Source organism: Methylobacterium sp. ME121 (genome assembly GCF_000974725.1).
In the GTDB taxonomy this organism is placed as follows: Bacteria; Pseudomonadota; Alphaproteobacteria; order Rhizobiales; family Beijerinckiaceae; genus Methylobacterium; species Methylobacterium radiotolerans.
This window is the reverse complement of sequence record NZ_BBUX01000090.1, coordinates 1-20832: the sequence shown is the minus strand read 5'-3', so window position 1 is coordinate 20832 and position 20832 is coordinate 1. Positions and strand designations below refer to the sequence as shown.

Below are 20832 nucleotides of genomic sequence, written 5' to 3'. Positions count from 1 at the left end.
GACTGGTCGGCCTGCGAGAAGGCCGAGAAGATCGTGGCCAGCTTGTCCTGCGGGATGCCGATCCCGGTGTCGGAGACCGCGATGACGAGGCAGCCGTCGCCGGCATCGATCGCCATCCGGACGGAGACGTGGCCGGCCTCGGTGAACTTCAGCGCGTTCGACACGAAGTTGCTCAGCACCTGCCCGAGGCGGACCGGGTCGCCGAGGATCGCGCGCGGAACCTCCGGCGCGACCTCGGCCGCGAGGTCGAGCCCGGCCGTCCGGGCCCGCTCGGCGAAGAGCGTCACCGCGGTGTCGGCCAGTTCGGCGGGGCTCACGGGCACGCGCTCGAGCTCGAGCTTGCCCGCCTCGACCTTCGCGAAATCGAGGATGTCGTTGATGATCGCCAGCAGCGACCGGCCGGACCGGGCGATCACCTCGGCGTAGCGGCGCTGGCGCGCGGGCAGGTCGGACCCGGCCAGCAACTCGGCCATGACCAGCACGCCGTTCATCGGGGTCCGGATCTCGTGGCTCATCGTGGCCAGGAAGGCCGACTTGGCGGCGTTGGCGGCGTCGGCGACCTGCTTGGCCTCGCTCAGGTCGGCCGTCCGGGCGCTGACCTCGGCCTCGAGGTGAGCGCTGTGGGCGGCGAGGCGGTGATCGCGCTCGTTCACCGCCGACAGCAGATCGTTGAAGGTCCGCGCCAGCGCGCCGACCTCGTCGTCGCCTCCCACGGGCGCGCGCTGCGCGTAGTCGTGGCGCAGGCGGGCCGCCTCCATGGTGCGGGCGAGGGCGGCGAGCGGGCGCGTGACGCTGCGCTGCAGGTAGAGCGACACGCCGACGCCGATCGCGACGGCGAGCAGCGCCGCCAGCGCGGCGTTCTGCGCGGCCGCCCAGATGTGGCCGAGGATGTCGTCGGTCTCGCCGATCAGCACGACCCGGCCGACGGGCAGCCCGTTCTCCACGATCGGCGCGGTCGCCTGGAGGCTCCGGGTGGCGAGCAGGTGCAGGAGGGACAGGTCCGCGCCGTCCTGGGCGGCGTCCCGGGTCAGGCGCAGGCCGATCCCCTGCTCGGCGAGGACGGACCCGTCCAGCCGCTCGATCGCGCCGTAGACGATGGACGGCACCTTGCCGATCGCCCGCAGCGACGCGTCCGCGCCGTCGGCGTCGCCCGCGGCGGTGGCCCGGGCGCCGCCATGCGCGAAGACCTGCGCGACGGCTTCCAGCGCCGCCTGCTTGTCGGCGGCGTAGCGGGCGACCTCGCGCCAGACCGACAGCGCCGCCGCCAGGACGAGCGCCGCCGTGACGGCGCCGGTCACCGCCAGAGCCAGCCGGCCCGCCAGGGAGCGCCTCGGCCTCAGCCACGCGAGATGCACGCTCTGCTCCTTGAGGTGGCCCGGTCGGGCCCGAACGCGGGGAGGGGCGGGGAAGGGGGACGGAAACGGGGATGGTGTCAGGCGGCGGCGCGCAGGCAGGTCCGCGTCACCGCGTCCCAGCCCGCGAGGAACGCCTCGACGCAGCGGGGATCGAAGTGGCGGCCGCTCTGGTCCGCCACGAAGGCCCGCGCCCGCTCGAGCGGCCAGGCCGCCTTGTAGGGCCGCTCGGTCACGAGGGCATCGAACACGTCCGCCACCGCCACGATGCGCCCGGAGAGCGGGATCGCCTCGCCGCGCAGGCCCTTCGGGTAGCCGGTGCCGTCCCAGCGCTCGTGGTGGCTCTCGGCGATCTCGGCGGCGAGCCGCACGACGTCGGAGGTGCTGCCCTCCAGGATCCGCCGGCCGCGCTCGGCGTGCTTCTCCATCTCGGCGCGCTCCTCGGCGGAGAGCGGTCCCGGCTTGAGCAGGATCGCGTCGGGCACGCCGATCTTTCCGACATCGTGCATCGTGGAGGCGAGCTTCAGGATCCGGATCTCCTCCGGGCCGAAGCCGAGGTTCCGGGCGATGACGCCCACGTAGCCGGCCACCCGGGCGATATGGTCGCCGGTATCGGTGTCGCGGTGCTCGGCGGCCCGCATCAGCAGGGCGATGATCTCGCGCTCCCGCGCCTCGATGACGGCGACCGCCGCCGCGACCTCGCGGGCGAGCCACGCGGCCCGGTCCTGCTCCTGCCGGTGGGCCGCGCTGATCTTCATCAGGTTGGTGATGCGGGCCTGGATCTCCACGGGATCGCAGGGCTTGCCGAGGAAGTCGGTCGCGCCCGCGCGCAGGGCCTCGTGGCGCAGGCTGCGCTGGTCGAGGCTCGTCACCATCACGATCGGCACGTGCGCGAAGCCCGGGATCGCCCGCGCCGCCGCGATGACCTCGAGGCCCGTCAGGCCGGGCATGTCGTAGTCGGTGACGACGACCCCGATTCGGTCGACATGCGCCCGTAGGAAGTCGAGCGCCGTCACGGGGCACGTGAAGGCGACCGGCTCGCAGTCCGCCACGGGCTTGAGCGCCTGCATGATCAGCAGGTTGTTCATCTCGGAATCGTCGAGGATCAGCGCGAGCACCGTGTCACTCCCAGGCGACGAGCCGTCGACGCAGGATCCGCATCGCGTCCTCCCTACTGCGACAGCAGCAGCTTGCCCGAGAGGGGTCCGACCCCCTTGGGCACCGGCACGCTGGTCGCGTCGTAATTCGCGTTCAGATAGAGGTTCGGGCCCTGGTACAGGTTGACCTGCTGGGCCACGATCACCGTGTAGGCCGACTGGTCGGCGACGGGCTTGTCGGCGTCGATCACCACGCGACCGGCCGGCAGGTAGAGCGTCCCCAGCATGGTCCGCGCGTTGTCGCTGATGATGCGGTAGGTCCGCATCGGCTTGGTCGCGGCCAGCGGCGGCGGGGTCGGCGACGGGGGCGACGGGGGCGACGGCAGAAGCGGCGCGACGGCCTGGTCCAGGCCGGCGAGGATCGCCGCGGGATCGACGGGATCGCTGACCGTGCGCTCCTCCATCATCAGCAGGCCGGCCATGGGGCCGGTGGTCGGCGCCGACAGGCTGACCGTTGTCTTCTTGTCGAAGAGGAGACCGCCCTTGTTGCCGGTGAAGTAGAAGGCGACGTCGGTGCCGGACATGGCGGCGCTCTGGTCGACGATGAGCGGCCCGTCCTTCATCACGTAGGTGCCGGCGCGCAGCGTCACCGAGGCGTTCTTGGTGATGCGCAGGCCGCCGCAATAGGTGCCCGGCTCGAGGGTGGCGCTCTGGTCGACGAGGTTGCCGCCGGTGTCGCGCTTGCTGTTGGCCGAGGACGGGATCGCCGTGCACGCGCCGACCGGCGGCGCCGCCCGGTCCTTCAGGGGGTCCTGGATCGGCGGGCAGCCCGTCTGCGGCGGCGGCGCGAAATTCGCGCGGGCGCCGTCGAAGCCGCCGGCGGTGCAGATCGTCTGCGCCCGGGCATAGGCGCTGTCCTTGCCGACCATGCCGCGCGGGCTCTGCGAGTTGCTGTAGAGGGAGCAATCCTGGGCGGTCACCTCGGCGCTCTTCTCCAGCTCGAACGCGCCGGCGGCGAGCGGGTCCAGCGTCAGCAGGCAGAGGCGCATCTTGCCAACGACGCGGACCGTCGAGCGGACCGAGACCTTGACGGCGGGCACGCCGACGAAGCCGCCGAACGCGAGCTTGACGGTCTCGTCCACCGTCGTGGCGACGCTGGTCTTGTCGTCCGCCACCTCGACCCGCAGGGCGTAGGGGCTCTCGGGGCGCGGCGCCGCCTGGGCGTGGACCGTGTCGACCACGATGCTCTTGGCCGCCGCCGAGGTCGCGACGGCGAGCTTGAGGTAGTTGCCGGCCGCGAGGACGCCGGCATCGGCGGCGTTCTGAAGCTGGCTGCGCCGGGCGGCGAGGCGGGCGTAATCGATGCCGCCCCCGGTCAGGCCGAGCAGCACAACGGCGCTCAGGCCGAAGGTCAGGGCGACCGAGCCGGACCGGTCGGTCACGGCCCGCGAGCCCGCGCGGAGCACTCTCCAGAAGGGGGAAATGGACGCGTCTCCCAGGGCGGGACCGGATCGGCGGCTGCGGCGGCACCGGCCACCGCTCCGGCAGGCGTAAGGTCCAGCTCCTAAAATTCCGTCGCGCCGGAGCCCCGGCAAGCTGTCGAAGCTCGAATGAGGCCCCTTCAGCTGTGAACAACGTCTATACGCGGCCCTCCAAGGTCCGCCGCCGCGCCGAGGACTGGCCGCATCGGGACCAGCACCGTGAGGGGATACAACAATACACAACCTGAGGGTGAATCTGGGCCCTCATCACGCGTCGCGCCCGCAAAATCTTCCTGAACACACAATTTCTACTCAGATTTGAACCGTTTTTAAACGGCCTCGTCATAGGCTTATTTCGTCCGCGCCTCTGCGTCCGGACAGCGGCAGGCGTGGACCTGCAGAGTTCGTTCGGCATGATGGGCATCTTGCGGCGCGTCGCGACCGGCCGCCGTCCCGGCGGGACCGAGGGCACCGCCCGGCGCGTTCGGCGATTCGCCGGTCACCGGACCGGCGCCTCAGCTGTGGAGTTCGCGCTCCTGGCCGCGCCGTTCCTGGCGCTCCTGGGCGTCGTGGCGGAAGCCGGCGTCATCGCCATCGAGCAGCAGACGCTGGACATCGCGGTCGACCGGAGCGTCCGGCAGCTGCGCACCGGCACCTTCCAGGACGGCTCCGACGGCAGCGATCCGGGTGAGCGCCTCCGGAAGATCGTCTGCACCGGCCCCTCGGCGCTGTTCCCCTGCGCCGATCTGCGCCTCGACGTCTCGCGGACACCCTCGTTCGCGACCTCGCAGCCGGCGGAACCGTTCGACAAGACCACGAAGAACTGGACGCCGGGCTTCGGCCAGCGGTTCGAGTGCCCGCAGGGCGGCGACACCGTCACGGTCCGGGTCGCCGTGCCGGTGATGCGGCTGTTCCAGATGCTGGATTTCACCGGCCGGATCATGGCCGACAAGACGCAACTGCTGGTCACGACCGAGATCTTCAGGGCCGAGGATTACGAGCCCAAGCCGTGCTGAGCGGCCGTCCGCGCGCCTGCCTGATCCGCCTGATCGGCGACCGGGAGGGCGTCAGCGCGATCGAGTTCAGCGTGATCGCCCCGATCCTGCTGCTGATCCTCATGGGGTCGATCGAGCTGCCCCGCGCCTACATGATCGGGAAGCGGCTCGACAACGCGGCCGCCACGATGGCCGACCTGATTTCCCGCGGCAGCTACGCCGACCTCAAGCCGGTCTTCGCCGCGACGGGCGCGATCTCCAACCCCTACGACGTGAGCCGGGCGAGCATCGTGCTGACGGCGGCGGGCACCTACAGCGACGGCAGCGTGGCGACGACCAAGGTCTGCTCAAGCGCCGAGTCCAACGGACAGGCCCGCACGGCGGGCTCCTCGCTCGGCGCACCGCCCGCCGGGATGACCCGGAACGGCGACCGCTTCGTCGTGTCGGAAGTCACGATGACCTACCACCCGATCTTCCCGGTCCTCTCGAACCTGACCCGGTGGACCTTCCGGTACAAGAAGATCTGGCCGGTGCGCGGCGGCGAGATCTACAACGGGCAGAGCGAGGTGGTTCTGCCCGGGGGCAAACCCTGCCCGGCCTGACGGGCGGGCGCTTCGCGCCGGGCCGGCGCTGCGGCCGGCGCCACCGGATCGCCCGGTGGCGCCGGATCGCGGCCACGCCCCGCCTCAGCGGGCCGAGACCGCGGTGGCGACGACCCGCCGCGAGGCCGGGCTCGCCGGGACGAGGCGCGGCGTCGTGGTCAGCTCGGAGGCCGGCCGCACGGCGGCCGTGGGACGAGCCTGCTCGCGGTAGAGCGGCGGGGTGAGCGCGATGGTCTCATCGGCCCGGGCAGTGCCGATCATCGGGACGGCGGTGAGGGCGGCGAGAACGATGGTGCGAACGGTCATGGTCTGAAGTCCTCTCGTTGTCCGGGTGGTGCCCGGCTTCGAGGGGTTATCTACGTTGCAGCGCATCATGATCCAAACAGATGCGATCGATTCTCATTATCGATCGTGTCAATGCCAGGACCGCCGCCGGTCCGCCGCATTGCCCCGGTGGCCCGCTTTCTGCTCGCGTGCGGGCTGCCCGATCGGCGTGGGGCAGAGTGGGCCTGCGCGACGCCGATCACTGACGAACCGCCCGGGGGGACCCGTCGAGTTAATGCTAAATTAAATCTCACCCTCGAAGGTCGGGCACGCAGTCGAAAATCCGTGAACTGCCAGAGGTTTAGCGCGTAAAAGTTTATCTATTCGCGCGGAAGGAGACGGCTCGTTGCTGGTTGCGGCCCTGCTTTTCGCGGTGGGCATATGGGAGGGCTGGCGGTATCGGGCATCGGTTCTGGTGGCCAGCTCGATGCTGGTCACCCTCGCGTGGCTGGCCCTCTGGATCTTCGTCTGGGCACAGCTCGACACCGAGAAGGTCCTGCTGCTCTTCGCCTATCTCACAGCCCTTCAGGCCGGCTATCTCGTCGGGGCCTATCTCGGCGTCGACACCGATCCGAATTGCTGACCGGACGGGCCGAGGCATGCTCAGCGGCCGAGCGCGACCGGGATGCTGAGATCGACGATCCCGTCCTCACCCAGGAGTGCGGCCGGCGGCACGGGCGCCGGGCTGATGCCCTGCACGGCGCGGAGCGCGCGCTCGTCGAGCCTCGGCGAGCCCGAGCTCTCCTCGATCTCCGCGCCCTGCACCGCCCCGTCGGCGGCGATCTGCACGTGGATGATCACGGTTCCGCGGCCCCGGTCGGGACCCGGCCGCGTCCCGGCGCGGTCCGCGGCATCGATCCGCGTCACGAGATCCGAGAGCCAGGCCCGCGCGGCGGGTCCCGGGGCGGTCCGCGCCCCGGCCGCCCCGGGCGACAGGGTCAGACCGAACACGACGGCAGCGGAGATCACGGCGCGCGGCGACATGGGCAACGGCGGCTCCTCGAGCCCGGGATCGGGGATCGACCCTACGCGCAGAGGCGGGTCCCTTGCGACCCCTCCCGCCGGTCGCCGTCACGAGACAGCGGTGGATTTCCGCCCCTTCGGCCCCGCGGCGGCCAGCATGACGTCGTCGCTGCCGACCTCGAGACCGGTATAGCCCAGCATCTCGGCGAGCTGCGTCCGGGCCCGCCAGACCCGGCTCTTCACCGTGCCGATCCGGCACTGCATGACGGCGGCGGTCTCCTCGTAGGTGAGGTTCTCGATCGCCACGAGCACGAGCGCCTGCCGCATCGGCGGCGCCAGGCGGTCGAGGGCGGCTTGGACGTCGCTCAGATCGAGGTGGCCGCCCTGCTCGGGCAGCGAGACCATCCGCTCCGCCTGCGCGCCGTCCTCGTCCTGCACCTCGCGCCCGCGCTTGCGGTGCTCGTTGTAGAACTGGTTGCGCATGATCGTGAACAGCCACGCTTCCAGGTTCGTGCCCGGCGCGAAGCTGGCGCGCGAGCGCCAGGCCCGGAGAAGCGTGTTCTGGAGGAGGTCGTCGGCACCGACATGGCTGCGCAGGAGCGAGCGCGCGAAGCGCTGCAGGTTCGGCACCATCGCGAGGAGCGAGGCCTGGAACGCCTTCTCGCGGCCGTCCTGCGCCCGTCCGAAAGCGCCGTCGAGCAGCCTCAGCAATTCGGCGAAGCGATCCGCGATGGTCGGCTCGACGTTGTCCTGCGCGTAGGTCGCCGCGAGCAGATGGCCGAGATGATACTGCACGCTGTCGGGGAGCCGGGGGCCCTGCGCGTCGATTGTATCGGCGTCGAGCGAGAGTTCGAGCATGATAGCCGATCACCTGAGGAGTATGATAAATCGCGTGGCGCCATTAATCGCTGATTATGCCGTATCCGCCGCAACATAGATCAGCGGACGGGCACATCTTCGGACCGATATATGCTGGGATCCGCGGCAATCGCGACAGATATGCCGACGGAAAGAGGGAGTTCGATGAGGTCATACGTACCGGAAAACTGTTCGCCGCGCGGCCGTATCTGCGGCAGCGCACGCGGAGATCTCGCTGCTGCGAATGCCCATCCCGACCCGGTCGGGCGCGGGACGCCGCGGACCGCGGGATCGCGCCCATGACCCGGCTCTCGGATCTCGAGGACGACCCCGCCTTCCAGGAGGCCGTCCTGGCCGTGCGGGGCGCGGCCAGCACCCTGAGCGGCCGGGCCGTGACCCTGGAGGAGGCCCGGTTCCTCGTCGGCATCGCCCTGACGACCTTCGCGCATGCCGGCGGTCTCGAGGAGCCGAGCCGCAGCCGGCTGGCGCGCTTCTCGGCGCGCATCGGGCCGGGCACCGTCGTCGAGACGCTGACCAAGCACTGAGCGCGACCGCCGGAGGCGCGGGCCGGCGGCCCGACGCCTATCCGGCCTCCGCCATGGCCGCCCGCAGAACCCGGAGGAGGTCCGCCATGACCGCCTCCCGGTCCGGATCGCGCGCCGCGAGGCGGAGCCCCGCGGCGACGTGCTGGTCGATGATCAGGAGGCCGACCTCGCGCAGGGCCGCGGTGGCGGCCCGGATCTGCTGGATCTCGTCGAGGCAGTGCCGGTCGGCCTCGACCATCGCCCGCAGGCCCCGGACCTGACCCTCGATCCGCCCCAGCCGCCGGACCAGCGGCGCGCGCTCCGCGTCGGTCCGGGCGAGGCAGACACGACCATCGACGAGCGTGCCGCGTGTCACGGTTGTGCGAGCCACCTGTTCCCGTCCGCGCGGGTCGCGGCGCGCCGGGGCGCCGCGACTTCGGATGGAGCCGTCCCGGCCGGCGGACCGGCCGGGTGCCCGGCGGCTCAGCCGATCTGCTGAGCCTCGGCGCCGCTGTCGGGCCGCGCCGGGCCGAGGACCGGCTCCTCGCCCATCGGCTGGTTCTGGACGACGCTGAACTCGCCCTTGCCGTCCAGCGACGGTCCCTGCGTCCAGCGCCCGGCCGGCGGCGGCGAGCCGTCCGCCGACGTCGAGAAGAAGTTGTAGTTGAACTTCTGGTTCTCCTTCTCCTGCGGGAAGGAGTTCGGGATCGGCAGCGTGCCGGCGTGGCCGCCGAGCTCCTCGATCACTGCCAGCCATTGCTGCTGGTGCATCGTGTCGCGGGCGATGAGGAAGCTCCACATGTCGCGCATGCCGGCATCGTTGGTGGCGTTGTAGAGGCGCACCGCGAGGACGCGGCCTGTGCTCTCGGCAGCGACGTTGCAGTACATGTCGGCCGCGATGTTGCCGCTGGCGTAGATGTGGCTCATGTCGAAGGATTGGCCGTCGGAATTGCCCGGGAAGGCGGCCATGCCGGTGGAGAGCAGCGTCTTGTGCAGCATGCCCTCGGCGATGTGGCGCGGGTTCTCGCCGCCCATCACGGCACCGACGATCGCGTCGGCCGCCCCGGCCTCCTGGACCTTGGTGGGGGCGTTCTCGAGGTTCAGCGCCACCGCGGTCGCGAGCATCTCGATATGGCCGATCTCCTCGGTGGCCGTATTGAGCAGCATGTCGCGGTACTTGGTCGTCGGGGCGCGGTTCCCCCAGGCCTGGAAGAAGTACTGGAAGGCGACCCGGATCTCACCCTCGATGCCGCCGATCGCCTGCTGGAGCATGCGGGCGTAGACCGGGTCGGGACTGTCGACCCTGACCGGGTACTGAAGCCGCTTGTCGTGATAGTACATGATGTCTGTCCCTCGCGAGAGGCACGGCGTGCTCAAGCCCACCGCACGATCGGCCGTCGGCCCGGTACTCCGTGGGAGCATCGAGCCTCGCACCCTGTCCAACCCGGCTTCGGGACCACGGTTCGATCTTTCGCGAATTTTATAACGATCAATATTTGACCGAACTCGTTTTATCGCGCCACGCCAGGCTATTGGCACGAAAATCCGCGATCAAGGCCACGCTTAATCGGCCCGTATTACACAATGTATGTTAAGGGCGCCTCATCCATGTTGAGGGGGCGCCGCGCATGACCGGATCGCCGGCCGCTCTCTCTGGCCGCGCAGCCCGATGCGTGGGGACGCCCTGGTGCGGCGGGGACAACTCACTCGGGAGCGTGGATCGCCGGCCGCGCGAACGCGGACCGCGCGGCGGTCGGGGCGCCTACAGGAGCCCGGTGCGCCGGGCGAGCATCATCCCGAAGGCGAGGCAGGCGGCGAGGCTGACCGCCAGCATGGCGACGTTGGTCCAGAACCGGACCGGCCGGCTGGACCCGTCGATCCCGCTCGCCCGGAGCCGCACCCACGGCACGTAGAGGTAGAGGGCGATCAGCGTCAGGATCAGGAACGCGAAGGTGGCGATCCGCCCGGTGATCAGGGCCGCGCCGGCCAGGACCGCCCAGCCGATGACGAGGCCCAGCATGGTGAACAGGGCTGTCGAGTTCACGTCCGCGCGTCCCCTTCAGCGGATGGTGTCGGCCGGGCCGCCGCCGCGATCCTCAGTCCGCGACAGGCTCCGCTAGGGAACCCTTAGCATCGTCCGGACTGATTGCGAGATCGGGAAGGTTTCTGGTGCTGCGAGAGAGGATTGAACTCTCGACCTCTTCATTACCAATGAAGTGCTCTACCACTGAGCTACCGCAGCAGGTGACCGGGGCGCCCCCGCGGGGGGCGTGTCCGTCCGGCCGAGTGGGGCCATAACGGATCGCCGCCGCGTTGGCAACGCCGTGTTGCGCGTTCCCGCCGTTTTAGGTGCGCGATGCGGCCCGGATCAGGGCCGCGAGGCCGGGCTCGGACACCGCCTCGGCGGCGTCCGACGGGGTGAACCAGCGCAGCTCGCGCTGGCGCGCCTCGGGGAAGTGCTTGAGTTGCTTGCGCACCTCCAGGGGGAACACCTTCACCTGGCAGAGGACGGTGTCGAGGTTCCTCAGGCGCTTCTGGTAGAGGTACAGCCCGATCGGGCGCTTGCCGACCGCACCGCGCAGGCCGGCCTCCTCGTAGGCCTCGCGCGCGGCCGCCTCGAACGGCTTGCGGCCCTTCATCGGCCACCCCTTCGGGATGACCCAGCGGCGGCTCTCCCGCGAGGTCACCAGCAGGATCTTGGTCTTGCCGTCCCGCCCGTGCCGGAACGGAAGGGCTCCGACCTGCCGGCGCGGCTCGCCGTCCTCGTCGAGGACGGTCACGGCCGCACCGCGCGACGCGGGACGCGGCCCCGATCCGGCCGGATCGACGGCGCGCGCGGGCTGTGAGCGGGCTGGGGGATGATCGGATCCTCGGTCGACGACTCACGACAAGCTACACGGCGAGTCGGCTCATTCAACTTGCAATAGTCGAGCGCCGCGGCGTGACCGTGACCCCGCGGCGCTCCTGTCATCCCGCGTCCGGATGGCCGGAGCGCGCCGCGACCGGTCAGCCGATCCGGCGGACTGCGCGCTCGGCCGAGCCGGAGGGCGGCAGCGCCGCGGCCGCCATCCCGGCCGAGACCGGGTCGGCGCCGGCCGCCTTCGGCGCGCCCGCCTTCGCCGGAAGGACGGTCGGGATCGGCGCGGCCGGGACCGGGCCGGCGGAGGTCGACGCCGCCGACGCGACCGAGGCCGAGACGGTGGGGACGGCCGGGGGCGACGTCGTGGCCGCGGGGGACTTCGACGCGGGGGCCGGTTTGGCGACCGGCGCCGCGGCGTTCGGGGCCGCCGGCACGAGCGCCGGACCGGCGGCGTCCGCCTCCGGCTCCACCGCGGGCGCGGCACCGAGCGTGTTCGGCGGCTCGCGCCACGCGAAGGCGTCGAGACGCCCGGTCACCGGCGAGACCGGCGCCCAGGTATCGGTGGCGATGCCGTCGGCGATCCACACGCGGTCGCGCGGGGCGCGGGCGGCCCTGGCCAGCCACTCGCGGGCCTGACCGGAGGCGGCCCCGTGCTCGGCCTCCTCGATGGCCGCCATCATCAGGCAGGCCCGGGCGGTCGGACGGTCGGAGAGCAGGGGCTTCACGGCCTCCCGGGCCCGCTTGTAGTCCCGCGCGTCGAGGGCGGCCTGGCCGAGGGCGAGACGGGACTCAGGGTCCCAGACCGACAGCTTCGCCAGGACCTCGGCGCGGGCGAGGCGGTCGCGGACCGAGTCGCCGGGCCGCAGGCCCAGATAGACCTTGGCGAGGTCGGGGTGAGGATTGGCCTTCCAGGCCGCCTCGACGATCCGGGCGGCCTTCTTGACGTCGCCGCGGCGGGCGAGCAGGCGTCCGGCGATGCAGGCCGCCGGCACGAGGTCGGGGGCGAGCTTGACCGCCTGCAGGACCCGCTCCGTGGCGAGTTCCGGCTCGCCGGCCTCGCGCTCGCCGGCGATCGCGGTGAGGAGCACCGCCCGCTGGCGCCGGGCCGCGGCCTTGTCGATCAGTCCGAGGGACGAGCGGCGCTCGATCGTCTCCAGGGCCGCCGCCCAGTCGCCGTCGGCGCTCTGCGCCTCCAGAAGGGCCTCGTTGGCCCAGGTCACGCTCGGGGCGAGGCGGGCGGCCTCCGTGGCGTAGGCGCGGGCGGCCGTCTCGTCCTCGCGGCGGCGAGCCTCGACGAACAGACCGCGCAGGCCCAGGACCCGGGTCTCGGGATCGTCGACCATGCGCTGGAATGCGCTCTCGGCCGCGTCCCGATCGCCGGAGATCTGCGCCGCCTGCGCCTTGAGCAGCAGGGTCAGCGGCTCGGTGCCGAGGAGCCGCTCGGCGTCGCCCGCGTAGCGGCGGGCCGCCAGGGGATCGCCGGAGCCCACCGCCACCATGCCGCGGGAGAGGGCCGAGAGGCCCTTGGCCCGGCGCCGCTCGGCCGAGCCGCGGACCAGGGCCTCGGGCAGGCCGATGACGCCGCGCACGATCGCCCAGAGCAGGCCCAGGACGATCGCCGCGGCGATCACGCCGACGAGGGCGACCGCGAGGCTGGTGCCGATCTGGTAGCCGTTCCAGACGACGGTGACGGTGCCGGGCCTGTCGGCGATCCAGACCGCCCCGAAGGCGGCGAGTGCGAGCAGGGCCAGGAAGGCGAGGGCGCGCCACATGGGGTCAGTATCTCCTGTCGGCGGCCGGCCGGCGACCGTCGCGGGGTGCGGGAGGAGCGGGGCGCCTGGGCGCCCGCTCGGAGATGGTGCGGCCGCGCAGCGCGCGGATCGGGGCCCTCACCGGACTAGCGCCCGGGGGCGGCCTGAGCCGGCTGGGCGGCCCCGACCGGCAGGGCCTTGAAGGCGCCGTCGAGCAGGGCGCGCACGGCCTGCTCGGCCTCGGCCCGGGCCTTGAGCTTGGCGCCGAAATCCCCGGCCTGCTCCCGGGCCTCGGCCGGGAGCGCCGCGAAGGCCGCCGAGGCCGCCGTCAGGTCGCCGCGGTCGAGGGCCGCCTGGACCTTGCTCTCCGGATCGTCCGCGGCCTCGGGGGCGGGCGCGTCCGCCTTGCGGATCTGCACGAGACCGTCGGCCATGCTGAGGAGCTTGGTGCGGAAATCGCCCGTCTCGGCCGCGCTCTTGGCCCGCTGCGCCTGCCGCTTGGCCGCGATCCGTTCCGCGATCGGCCGGAACGTGTCGGCGAGATCCCCCGCCGAGGGGGCACCGCCCTCGGCGAAGGGCGCCAGGGCCTTGGCCTGCGCCTCGGTTCCCGGATCGAGCTTGCGCAGGGTGGCGAGCGGCTCGGCGTAGGCGGTGCCCGATTCCAGGGCGGCCGCCACGCGGTCGGCGACGACGACCCGGAGCGCCGCCTGGACGGTGCTGGCCTCGGCGCGCTGCGCCACGCTCTTGTCCAGGGCGGCGATCTGGTCGGCCTGCTCCTGCAGCCGCCGGTCGACCGCCTTCGCGGCCTCCGCCGCCTGGGCCTGTCCGGCCTCGGCGGCGGTGCGGCTCGCCTGGGTCGCGGCCTGGACCGCCTCGGTGGCGGCCTTCACCCGCGCGTCGACGGCCTGCTGCAGCGCGTCGAGCCGCTGACCCAGGGCCGCGTCGGCCTCGGCGTTCGCCTTGGTCTTCTGCTCCACCTCGCTCTGCAGCGCCGCGACCTTGCGGGCGGCCTCCTCGGCCGCACCCTTGCTGGCGCCGCCATCCTCCACCGCCTTGAGGCGGGTCTCGAGGTCGGCGATCTGCTTGGCGTTGTCCTGGACCGCGCCGAGCTTCGAATCGGCCGGCTGGTCGCGGCCGGGCTCCTGGCCGGGCTCCTCCTGCAGCGCCGCGACGCGCTGGTCGAGGCTGTCGAGGCGGGCGACGAGATCCGGCGGCACGGCCGGGGCCTGGCCGGAGGCCTGACCGGCCGCTTGCCCCTCGGCGGCGGCGGCGGGCGCCGCGCCGGACTTGTCGAGCGCCTGCTTGGCGCTCGCCTCCGCGGCGGCGACGCGCTTGTCGAGGGCCGTCACCGCGTCGCGCGGGGCCAGCCCGTCGAGGCGCTTGTCGAGGGACGCGAGCTGGCTGGAGAGCCTCTGGTCGAGGGCGTTCAGGCGCGGGTCGGGACCGATCCCGGCCTTCTCGGCGCCGAACAGCAGGCCGGCGCCGATCACGCCCCCGAGCAGCCCCGCGGCCGCGAGCGAGCCGAATCCGGCCCGGGCCCGGCCGGCGGGTGCGGCGGCGCTCCTGTTCGCATCGACGGCGGCCGCCGCGGGGATCGGGCTCTTCGCGGATTCCTTCCCGTCGCTGGCGGCGTCCCTGGCGGCGTCCTTGGAAGCATCCTTGGGAGCGTCCTTCAGAACGTCCTTGGGGGCGTCCTTGCCCGGCTCCTTGCCGGCGGCCGGCGGATCCGGGATCCGCTTGGCCTTCAGGTCGATGATCGGGCCGGCCGTCACCGCGCTGGCCGCCGCCGGGCCCGCGGCACCGGAGGCGGGCCCGCCCGGGCGGGGACCGCCCTGCGGGCCGGTTCCGGGCTGCGCGGCCTTCGGATCAATCCGCGCCCCGGAGGCCCCGGACGCGCTGGTGGAGGCCGTCGACGACGACGAGGCGGAGGTTCCGGCCCTGGCGTCGGAGGCCGACGACGCGGCGCCCACCGTCACGGGATCGGGCTTGGCGCCGGCCGTCCGGGCGGCCGGGCCGGTCGACGGCTTCGCGCCGTCGGCCCCGGTGGCCGGTTGGCCCGCGTCGGTCTTCGGATCGATCGAGCCGGGCTTGGCGGTCACGACCGGGTCGGTCGCGGGCTTGGGCGGCGTCCCGGGCGCGGATCCCTGCGGCCCCTTCGCGCCGCCGGCGGCGGTGGAGGCCGTGGAAGCCGACGTGGAGGCGGTGGACGCCGACGTCGTGGCCGGTCGCGACGCGCCCCCGGGCGGGCTGGATGGCCCGGGCTTGCCGGGCGCGGCGTCCGGCTTCCGGCCGCCGGGGCCGGGCTTGTCGGCGTCGCTGGGTGGTGGCGTCACGGGCAAGTCCTCCAACTCTACGGCGTCGCCGCGCCCCCCTAGCACCGCGGCGGCGCCGGGCGCGAGGGCGAGATACGGCGGCCCGGCCTCCCTGTCACCGCGCGGTTAGCCCGGTCGCCGTGCCAGGGCGTCGAGCAGGTCCGCTTCGCGCGGGCGTGCCGCGACGAAATGGACCGGAACACCGGCCGCTTCCAGGGGTGCCGCGACATCCGGCGATAGGCAGTAATGCCTCAGCCGGCGGAAAGCTCCGCCGTGCTCCGAACCATCCGCGAGGGCAAGGGCGACGGCGGCGCTGCGCCGGGAATAGTGAAGGGCCGCCTCGAGGCGGTGTTCGGCGAGGTCGCGGCCGACCGCCGGCGGCAGGCGCTCCAGCGCCTCGGCCCGGTAAGCCACGAATGCGGTGACCCGGAAACCGGCCGCCGTCAGCGCCGCAGCCGGCTCCGGTTTGCGCTCGGCCCCGGTCGCGTGGAGGAGCGGTTCGCCGGGCGGCAGCGACGCCGCCACCAGGGCGGCGAGCCCCGCGGCGTCGCCGGGCCCCTCCCGCACGGGACCGAGGCCGGCCGCGCGGGCCAGGGCGGCCGTCCGCGCGCCGACGGCGAAGACGGGAAGGCCGCGCAGGGCCGGCGCGTCCCGGAGCGCCGGCCGGAGCGCCGACACCGCGTTGGCGCTGGTGAGGAGCAGCGCGGCGAAGGGTCCCACGGGCGGCGCTGCCGCGGTCGGCCGCACAGCCAGGACGGGGGCCACGAGCGGCGCGTGGCCCAGGTCCGCGAGGGCCGCTCCGGTCCGCGTCGCCCCCGGCTCGGGCCGCGCCACCCAGATCCGCAACGGCTAGGTCTCCAGCGTCAGGCGGACGCCGTGACGCGCCGCGGCGCCCGGGGCGAGCAGGCGCTGCGAATCGCGCGCGGCGAGGTCGCCCGCGAAGTCCGACCAGTCGGCGTAGCCGGTCCAGCACTCGAGCGACAGGAACGGCGCGGTGGGCTTGGTCCAGACCGCCAGGTGGGGGAAATCCGCCATCTCCATGCGGATCGCCCGTCCGGGGCCGGTGAAGCGCATCCAGCGGCTGCGGGCGTTCCGGAACACGAAGGCCTCGGTGAACAGTGCCGGATCGAGGGGCAGCGTGTCCCCGGCGAGGGGGATCGGCTGCTCGTCGCGCAGCAGCAGGCCGCCCGGGCCGACCTGGGGCGCGAAGGGCCGCTCCGCCTGCTCGAAGGCCACCGCGTAGCCACCGTCCCGGGCGCGGCGGCCGCCCGCGAAGGGCCACGGGAAGGCCGGGTGGAAGCCGAGGGCGTAGGGCAGGGGGACGTCGCCGGGATTGGCGACGGTCACGTCGAGGTCGAGACCCGCCGGGCGAACCCGCGCGGCGATGTCGAGCCGGAACGCGAACGGGTAGTGCGCCCGCGTCCCGGGCCCGTCGGTCAGGCGCAGGGTCACCGCGTCGGCGCTCCGGTCGACCACCGCGAAGGGCAGGTCCCGCGCGAAGCCGTGCTGGGCCATCGGGTAGCGCTCGGACTCGACCGTCACGTGCCCGCCCGCCGAGGCGCCGACCACCGGGAAGAGCCAGGGCGCGTGGCGGTTCCAGTGCGCGGGGTCGCCGCTCCAGAGATACTCGGTCCCGCCGACCCGCCAGGAGACCGGCTCGGCCCCGTGGGTCGCGAGCGTCGCGGTTGTGCCGTCCGGTGCGGTCAGCTCGATGCGCGTGGTCACGGTGCTCTCCCGGTCTGCCTCGGACAGCCGAGGTAACGGAGGCGGGGCCGGACGCAAGGCCCCCCACGCGGGGTCGCTCACGCGGCCGTGCCGAGCCCCGGCAGGACCGCCTCGGGCGGCCCGGAGGCGACGATCCGGCCGGCCTCCAGGACGTGGACCGCGTCGGCACCCTCCAGGGTCGAGAGCCGGTGGGCGATCAGGATCAGCGTGCGCCGGCCCGAGAGGGCGCGCAGCGCCCGCATCACGGCCGCCTGCGTCTCGTCGTCGAGGGCGGAGGTCGCCTCGTCGAACACGATGACGTCCGGGTCGTGGTAGAGCGCCCGGGCGATGCCGACGCGCTGGCGCTGGCCGCCGGACAGGCGCGCCCCGCGCTCGCCGACCCGCTCGGCGTAGCTGTGGGGCAGGGCCGCGACGAAGTCGTGGGCGCCGGCGAGCCGCGCCGCCCGCTCGACGGCGGCGAGGTCCGGCGCGTCGAGGCCCAGCGCGATGTTCTCCGCCACCGTGCCGTCCACGAGGAACACCTCCTGCGGGACGTAGCCGATCCGGTTCTGCCACGCGGGCAGGGTGCCGGCATCGAGGGGCCGGCCGTCCACGGTGATCCGCCCGGCGGTCGGCCTCAGGACGCCGAGGATCAGGCCGGCCAGCGTCGACTTGCCCGATCCGGTCCGCCCGGCCAGGCCGACCGTGGCGTTGACCGGGATGGTCAGGTCGATCTCGGCGAGGGCCGGGCGGCCGGTGCCGTAGTCGAAGCCGAGGCCCTCGAGCCGGATCGCCCGCGCGAAGGGCAGCCGCTCCGCGCTGCGGGGCCGGGGCTCCCGCTCGTCGGCGAGCTCGTCGACGATCACCCGCACCGCCGGCAAGGTGAAGCGCATCAGCGCCACCGAGGTGAAGATGTTCTGGAAGGCCGGCAGCATGCGGTAGCCCGCGAAGGCGAACAGGCCGAGCAGCGGCAGGATCCCGGCGACGTCGAGCCCCTGGGCGAGCGCGAACAGCACCACCACGATCACCCCGCCGAAGGCCAGGGCCTCGATCACGAAGCGCGGCATCTGGCCGGTGAGCTGGCTCGCCGCGGTGGCGAGGGCGTAGGCCCGGGCCGGGGCGTCGAACCGCGACGCGAACGCCTCCGCGCGCCCGTAGAGCTTCAGCTCGGTGAGCGCCCCGAAGGTCTCCTGCACGATCCGGAAGCGGGCCTCGTTGTCGGCCACGGTGCGGCTGCCCAGCCGGGCCAGCCGGGCGCGCATCACCAGGTAGATCCCGACATAGAGGCCGCCGAAGCCGCCTCCCAGGATCAGCGCGAGCTGCGGCGCGTAGGCCAGCAGGAAGGCGATCACCGCGAGCGCCGAGCTCGCCCGCGAGGCGAGCACCGTGGCGGGCGTCAGCGCGCCGATCACGAGCCGGTCGGTCTCGGACAGCACGTTCTTGGCGAGCTCCGCGCTGTTGCTCTGCGCGAAGAACAGCCGCTCCCGGTCGAGGTAGCGGAACAGCATCCGCCGGCTGAGGCTGTAGCCCGCCAGGTGCGTGAACCGGAGCTGCGCGTAGGTCAGCCCGGCATTCACGAGTGCGGTGACGAGGATCGCCGCGAGCGCGGCCCCGCCGGTCACCAGCAGGAAGCCGCGCTCGTCGGTCAGGCCGAGGGCGCCCCGGGCCTGGGCCAGGTAGGGGATCCGGGTCGCCGCCGACGGGTCCCCGACCAGCGTCAGGAACGGGATCACCGAGGCGACGCCCACCACCTCCAGCAGCGCCGCCCCCGCGAGCCCGAGGGCGATCAGGGCGAGCCGACGCCGGTCGGCCGCCCGCATGGCGCGGACGAGGTCGATCAGCGCGCGCATGGCATCGCGGGGTCTGGCGGGACGGCTCGCATGGTCGGGCCGGGCTTAAGCGCGCCGTCCCGGCCTGTCCACGCCGGGCTCAGTCGAGCTTCTTCAGGGAGCCCAGGTCGACCTCGCCGTCCTGGCCGGTAAAGGTCAGGGTCTTGGCGGCCCCGTCCGCCTGCGCGACGCCACCGATCCGGTGGTCGCCGCTGTCGTAGGTCGAGACCTGCCCGTCGCGGTCGACGAGGAGGCGGCGCCTGTCCGGGAAGAACGCGTACTTCATCCCGTTCTGCGCGCCGCTGGTCGCGGGCTCGCCGAGATCCTTCGGCCACCAGGGCTGCGCGCCCTTCATCGGCTCCATCGGCTTCATGGGTTCCATAGGCTTCATGGGTTCCATCGGCTTCATCGGCTTCATCGGCTCCACGGCGCGCCTCCTGTCGGTCGAGAGACAGGAGGACGCGGCAGGCGCGGAAGGGTTGCACGCCGACCCTCTCGCCCGGGCCGGGCTCAGAGCGGCGGCAGCCCCGGCGCCGGGCGCTCCCGCACTTGGCCGTCGAAGCCGACATGGAGCCGGTGCTCGCGGCCGTCCCGGTCCATCGCGGCCACATCGAAGTGGCGCGGACCGCGGCCCGTGACCCGCACGTCGCCGTAGCCGGCTGCCTGGACAGCGGCGGTCGCGGCCGCCATGTCGGGCTTCGGTCCGAGACCGAGCCGGTCCCTGGCCCAGTCGAGGCTGCCGGTCGGAGGACCGCCGGCCGGCCCGAGCAGCAGCGTGCGCCCGTCCCCGTGGGTCAGGACCCGGGCGTGCAGGAAGCCGGTCTCGAAGCGGCCCTGCACCGTCACGGTCTCGCCCTTGGCGACGAGGCCGCCGCCCTCGCCCGCGCGGCCCGTCTCGACGAGGGCCCGCCCGGTCCCGTCCTGCACCACGAACTTGTTGCCGAAGATCTCCGCGACCTCGCCCTTGATGGCGGTCGCGCCCGAGGGAGCCAGGGCCTGGATCGCCACCGGTGCGACGGGCGTCGGCTGGAACGGCGTTCCCTGCGCGAGGGACAGGCCGACGGCGCCCAGCGCCAGCGGCAGCGCCACCGCGCCGACCGCCCAGGTGCGTCGCGGGATCGCCTTCGACGCCGGCCCGGCGGCCTCGGGCTGGCGGATCTCCCGCGCGGTCCCGTCGATGGTCTTGTCGTCGCTCATGATCGCATCCTCTGAAGGGTCCGGATCCGCTCGATCCGGTGCCCCTTCGTAGGGAGCCGCCGGCAATCCGGTCTGAACCGCGCGGTTCAGGCCCGGTTAAAGGCGCCCCCCTAGAGCGCTCCGTGTGGAACCCGTGCGGGTTCAGAGGCTTGGCAGCGGGCGCCGATGCGGGCTGGCAGCCCGTCGCCCGGGCGGTGGTCCCGGCGGTCCAGGTGAGGACACGGCCCCAACTCCCGGCGGCGGCAGGGTTCGCGGCCGCCGCAGCGGGCGAAACCGGCCGTCGCGGGCCCGGACGGGGAGGTGAGACCGGTGAAGATCCTGCTGGTGGAGGACGACGCGGCCCTCGCGGCGGAAGTCGCCAAGGTCCTGCGCGCCGAGAACTTCGTGCTCGACCACGCCGCCACCGGCGAGGACGCCCAGCATCTCGGCGAGACCGAGGGATACGACGCCGTCGTGCTCGATCTCGGCCTGCCGAAGGGCGACGGGGTCTCGGTGCTGCGGGCGTGGCGCGCGGCGGGCCGGACCCTGCCGGTGCTTGTGCTCACCGCCCGGGACGGCTGGAGCGACAAGGTCGCGGCCTTCAAGGCGGGGGCGGACGACTACCTCGTGAAGCCGGTCCGCGTGGAGGAGCTGGTGATCCGCCTGCGCGCCCTCGTGCGCCGGTCCCAGGGAGGCGGGGCGAGCCGGATCACCTGCGGTCCCCTGAGCTTCGATCCGGGCCTCGGCGCCTTCGAGCACGAGGGCCTGCCGCTCAAGCTCACCGGCCTGGAATGGCGGGTCCTGTCCTGCCTGATGCTGAACCGCGAGACCGTGGTGCCGCGCCCGCACCTGATCGAGCGGGTCTACGAGGGCGACGCCGACGTCGACTCGAACTCCGTCGAGGTGATCATCACGCGCCTGCGCCGGAAGATCGCCCCGGCGCGGATCGAGAGCGTGCGCGGCCACGGCTACCGCCTGCACGCGGGAGCCCGCCTGATGACGGG

22 protein-coding genes and 1 tRNA gene are annotated in these 20832 nt (G+C 73.2%); 5 read left to right on the top strand and 18 right to left on the bottom strand.

Going from position 1 to position 20832, the window contains the following annotated elements:
- The 3 genes from ME121_RS29705 to ME121_RS29695 form a co-directional block, all read right to left on the bottom strand.
- Window positions 1–1355: histidine kinase dimerization/phospho-acceptor domain-containing protein (locus ME121_RS29705; RefSeq protein ID WP_491892902.1), on the bottom strand; the 1355-nt coding region annotated here is incomplete at its 3' end.
- A gap of 77 nt (window positions 1356–1432) precedes the next feature.
- On the bottom strand, window positions 1433–2470 hold the full coding sequence (locus tag ME121_RS29700) for an HD-GYP domain-containing protein (RefSeq protein WP_053622702.1): 1038 nt from the start codon (window positions 2468–2470) through the stop codon (window positions 1433–1435).
- Between the two features lie 53 nt (window positions 2471–2523).
- Entirely contained in the window at window positions 2524–3915 is a 1392-nt protein-coding gene (locus ME121_RS29695; RefSeq protein ID WP_043073659.1) for a TadE/TadG family type IV pilus assembly protein, read from the bottom strand.
- Window positions 3916–4319: 404 nt separating this feature from the next.
- On the opposite strand from ME121_RS29695, the gene ME121_RS29690 reads away from it, so the two are divergent.
- Window positions 4320–4946 (top strand): TadE/TadG family type IV pilus assembly protein, encoded by a 627-nt coding sequence (locus ME121_RS29690; protein ID WP_012319058.1) that lies wholly within the window; start codon window positions 4320–4322, stop codon window positions 4944–4946.
- Window positions 4940–5527 carry a TadE/TadG family type IV pilus assembly protein gene (locus tag ME121_RS29685; RefSeq protein WP_012319057.1) on the top strand — a complete coding sequence of 196 codons (588 nt, stop codon included), beginning with the start codon at window positions 4940–4942 and terminating at the stop codon, window positions 5525–5527. Before ME121_RS29690 ends, ME121_RS29685 begins: the two co-directional genes overlap by 7 nt.
- A gap of 84 nt (window positions 5528–5611) precedes the next feature.
- Here ME121_RS29685 and ME121_RS29680 read toward each other — a convergent pair whose 3' ends face one another.
- Window positions 5612–5833 (bottom strand): hypothetical protein, encoded by a 222-nt coding sequence (locus ME121_RS29680; RefSeq protein WP_012319056.1) that lies wholly within the window; start codon window positions 5831–5833, stop codon window positions 5612–5614.
- Window positions 5834–6278: 445 nt separating this feature from the next.
- On the opposite strand from ME121_RS29680, the gene ME121_RS29675 reads away from it, so the two are divergent.
- The gene (locus ME121_RS29675; RefSeq protein ID WP_234742006.1) at window positions 6279–6434 is read left to right on the top strand and encodes a hypothetical protein; all 156 of its coding nucleotides are present in this window, start codon (window positions 6279–6281) and stop codon (window positions 6432–6434) included.
- 20 nt (window positions 6435–6454) lie between these two features.
- Here ME121_RS29675 and ME121_RS29670 read toward each other — a convergent pair whose 3' ends face one another.
- Together ME121_RS29670 and ME121_RS29665 are read right to left on the bottom strand one after the other, a co-directional pair.
- Window positions 6455–6835: a cell envelope integrity TolA family protein gene (locus tag ME121_RS29670; RefSeq protein WP_024830228.1), complete on the bottom strand. Its 381-nt coding sequence runs from the start codon at window positions 6833–6835 to the stop codon at window positions 6455–6457.
- Window positions 6836–6922: 87 nt separating this feature from the next.
- Window positions 6923–7672, bottom strand: a complete 750-nt coding sequence (locus ME121_RS29665; RefSeq protein WP_012319053.1) for a sigma-70 family RNA polymerase sigma factor — start codon at window positions 7670–7672, stop codon at window positions 6923–6925.
- Between the two features lie 299 nt (window positions 7673–7971).
- On the opposite strand from ME121_RS29665, the gene ME121_RS29660 reads away from it, so the two are divergent.
- The gene (locus ME121_RS29660; protein WP_012319052.1) at window positions 7972–8217 is read left to right on the top strand and encodes a hypothetical protein; all 246 of its coding nucleotides are present in this window, start codon (window positions 7972–7974) and stop codon (window positions 8215–8217) included.
- Between the two features lie 37 nt (window positions 8218–8254).
- Here ME121_RS29660 and ME121_RS29655 read toward each other — a convergent pair whose 3' ends face one another.
- The 12 genes from ME121_RS29655 to ME121_RS29600 all read right to left on the bottom strand — a co-directional run bounded on the left by ME121_RS29655 (window position 8255) and on the right by ME121_RS29600 (window position 19849).
- Window positions 8255–8587 (bottom strand): metal-sensitive transcriptional regulator, encoded by a 333-nt coding sequence (locus ME121_RS29655; protein ID WP_245337800.1) that lies wholly within the window; start codon window positions 8585–8587, stop codon window positions 8255–8257.
- Window positions 8588–8679: 92 nt separating this feature from the next.
- Window positions 8680–9537, bottom strand: a complete 858-nt coding sequence (locus ME121_RS29650) for a manganese catalase family protein (RefSeq protein ID WP_012319050.1) — start codon at window positions 9535–9537, stop codon at window positions 8680–8682.
- Between the two features lie 421 nt (window positions 9538–9958).
- Window positions 9959–10240: a hypothetical protein gene (locus tag ME121_RS29645; protein WP_012319049.1), complete on the bottom strand. Its 282-nt coding sequence runs from the start codon at window positions 10238–10240 to the stop codon at window positions 9959–9961.
- Window positions 10241–10363: 123 nt separating this feature from the next.
- Window positions 10364–10438, bottom strand: a tRNA-Thr gene (locus ME121_RS29640).
- A gap of 103 nt (window positions 10439–10541) precedes the next feature.
- The gene (locus ME121_RS29635) at window positions 10542–10976 is read right to left on the bottom strand and encodes an NUDIX hydrolase (RefSeq protein WP_012319048.1); all 435 of its coding nucleotides are present in this window, start codon (window positions 10974–10976) and stop codon (window positions 10542–10544) included.
- A 226-nt stretch (window positions 10977–11202) separates the two neighbouring features.
- Window positions 11203–12828, bottom strand: coding sequence for a heme biosynthesis protein HemY (locus ME121_RS29630; RefSeq protein ID WP_024830229.1), 1626 nt, complete (start codon window positions 12826–12828; stop codon window positions 11203–11205).
- Between the two features lie 125 nt (window positions 12829–12953).
- Window positions 12954–15140: a COG4223 family protein gene (locus ME121_RS29625; RefSeq protein ID WP_059410089.1), complete on the bottom strand. Its 2187-nt coding sequence runs from the start codon at window positions 15138–15140 to the stop codon at window positions 12954–12956.
- 105 nt (window positions 15141–15245) lie between these two features.
- Window positions 15246–15965, bottom strand: a complete 720-nt coding sequence (locus tag ME121_RS29620) for a uroporphyrinogen-III synthase (protein WP_053622704.1) — start codon at window positions 15963–15965, stop codon at window positions 15246–15248.
- A gap of 3 nt (window positions 15966–15968) precedes the next feature.
- The gene (locus tag ME121_RS29615) at window positions 15969–16844 is read right to left on the bottom strand and encodes an aldose 1-epimerase family protein (protein ID WP_059410088.1); all 876 of its coding nucleotides are present in this window, start codon (window positions 16842–16844) and stop codon (window positions 15969–15971) included.
- Between the two features lie 77 nt (window positions 16845–16921).
- Window positions 16922–18673: an ABC transporter ATP-binding protein gene (locus tag ME121_RS29610; RefSeq protein ID WP_059410087.1), complete on the bottom strand. Its 1752-nt coding sequence runs from the start codon at window positions 18671–18673 to the stop codon at window positions 16922–16924.
- Window positions 18674–18752: 79 nt separating this feature from the next.
- Window positions 18753–19070, bottom strand: a complete 318-nt coding sequence (locus ME121_RS29605; RefSeq protein ID WP_234742103.1) for a hypothetical protein — start codon at window positions 19068–19070, stop codon at window positions 18753–18755.
- Window positions 19071–19162: 92 nt separating this feature from the next.
- On the bottom strand, window positions 19163–19849 hold the full coding sequence (locus ME121_RS29600) for a DNA-binding protein (protein ID WP_059410086.1): 687 nt from the start codon (window positions 19847–19849) through the stop codon (window positions 19163–19165).
- 309 nt (window positions 19850–20158) lie between these two features.
- Between ME121_RS29600 and ME121_RS29595 the strand changes: the two genes are divergently transcribed.
- A partial coding sequence (locus ME121_RS29595; protein WP_491892901.1) for a response regulator transcription factor occupies window positions 20159–20832 on the top strand: 674 nt, incomplete at its 3' end.

Coding starts and splice junctions, on each gene's coding strand:
- ME121_RS29650 (WP_012319050.1), bottom strand. CDS start 9,537: ATGTACTATCACGACAAGCGGCTTCAGTACCCGGTCAGGGTCGACAGT.
- ME121_RS29605 (WP_234742103.1), bottom strand. CDS start 19,070: ATGAAGCCGATGAAGCCGATGGAACCCATGAAGCCTATGGAACCCATG.
- ME121_RS29610 (WP_059410087.1), bottom strand. CDS start 18,673: ATGCGCGCGCTGATCGACCTCGTCCGCGCCATGCGGGCGGCCGACCGG.
- ME121_RS29660 (WP_012319052.1), top strand. CDS start 7,972: ATGACCCGGCTCTCGGATCTCGAGGACGACCCCGCCTTCCAGGAGGCC.
- ME121_RS29630 (WP_024830229.1), bottom strand. CDS start 12,828: ATGTGGCGCGCCCTCGCCTTCCTGGCCCTGCTCGCACTCGCCGCCTTC.
- ME121_RS29680 (WP_012319056.1), bottom strand. CDS start 5,833: ATGACCGTTCGCACCATCGTTCTCGCCGCCCTCACCGCCGTCCCGATG.
- ME121_RS29600 (WP_059410086.1), bottom strand. CDS start 19,849: ATGAGCGACGACAAGACCATCGACGGGACCGCGCGGGAGATCCGCCAG.
- ME121_RS29665 (WP_012319053.1), bottom strand. CDS start 7,672: ATGCTCGAACTCTCGCTCGACGCCGATACAATCGACGCGCAGGGCCCC.
- ME121_RS29670 (WP_024830228.1), bottom strand. CDS start 6,835: ATGTCGCCGCGCGCCGTGATCTCCGCTGCCGTCGTGTTCGGTCTGACC.
- ME121_RS29675 (WP_234742006.1), top strand. CDS start 6,279: ATGCTGGTCACCCTCGCGTGGCTGGCCCTCTGGATCTTCGTCTGGGCA.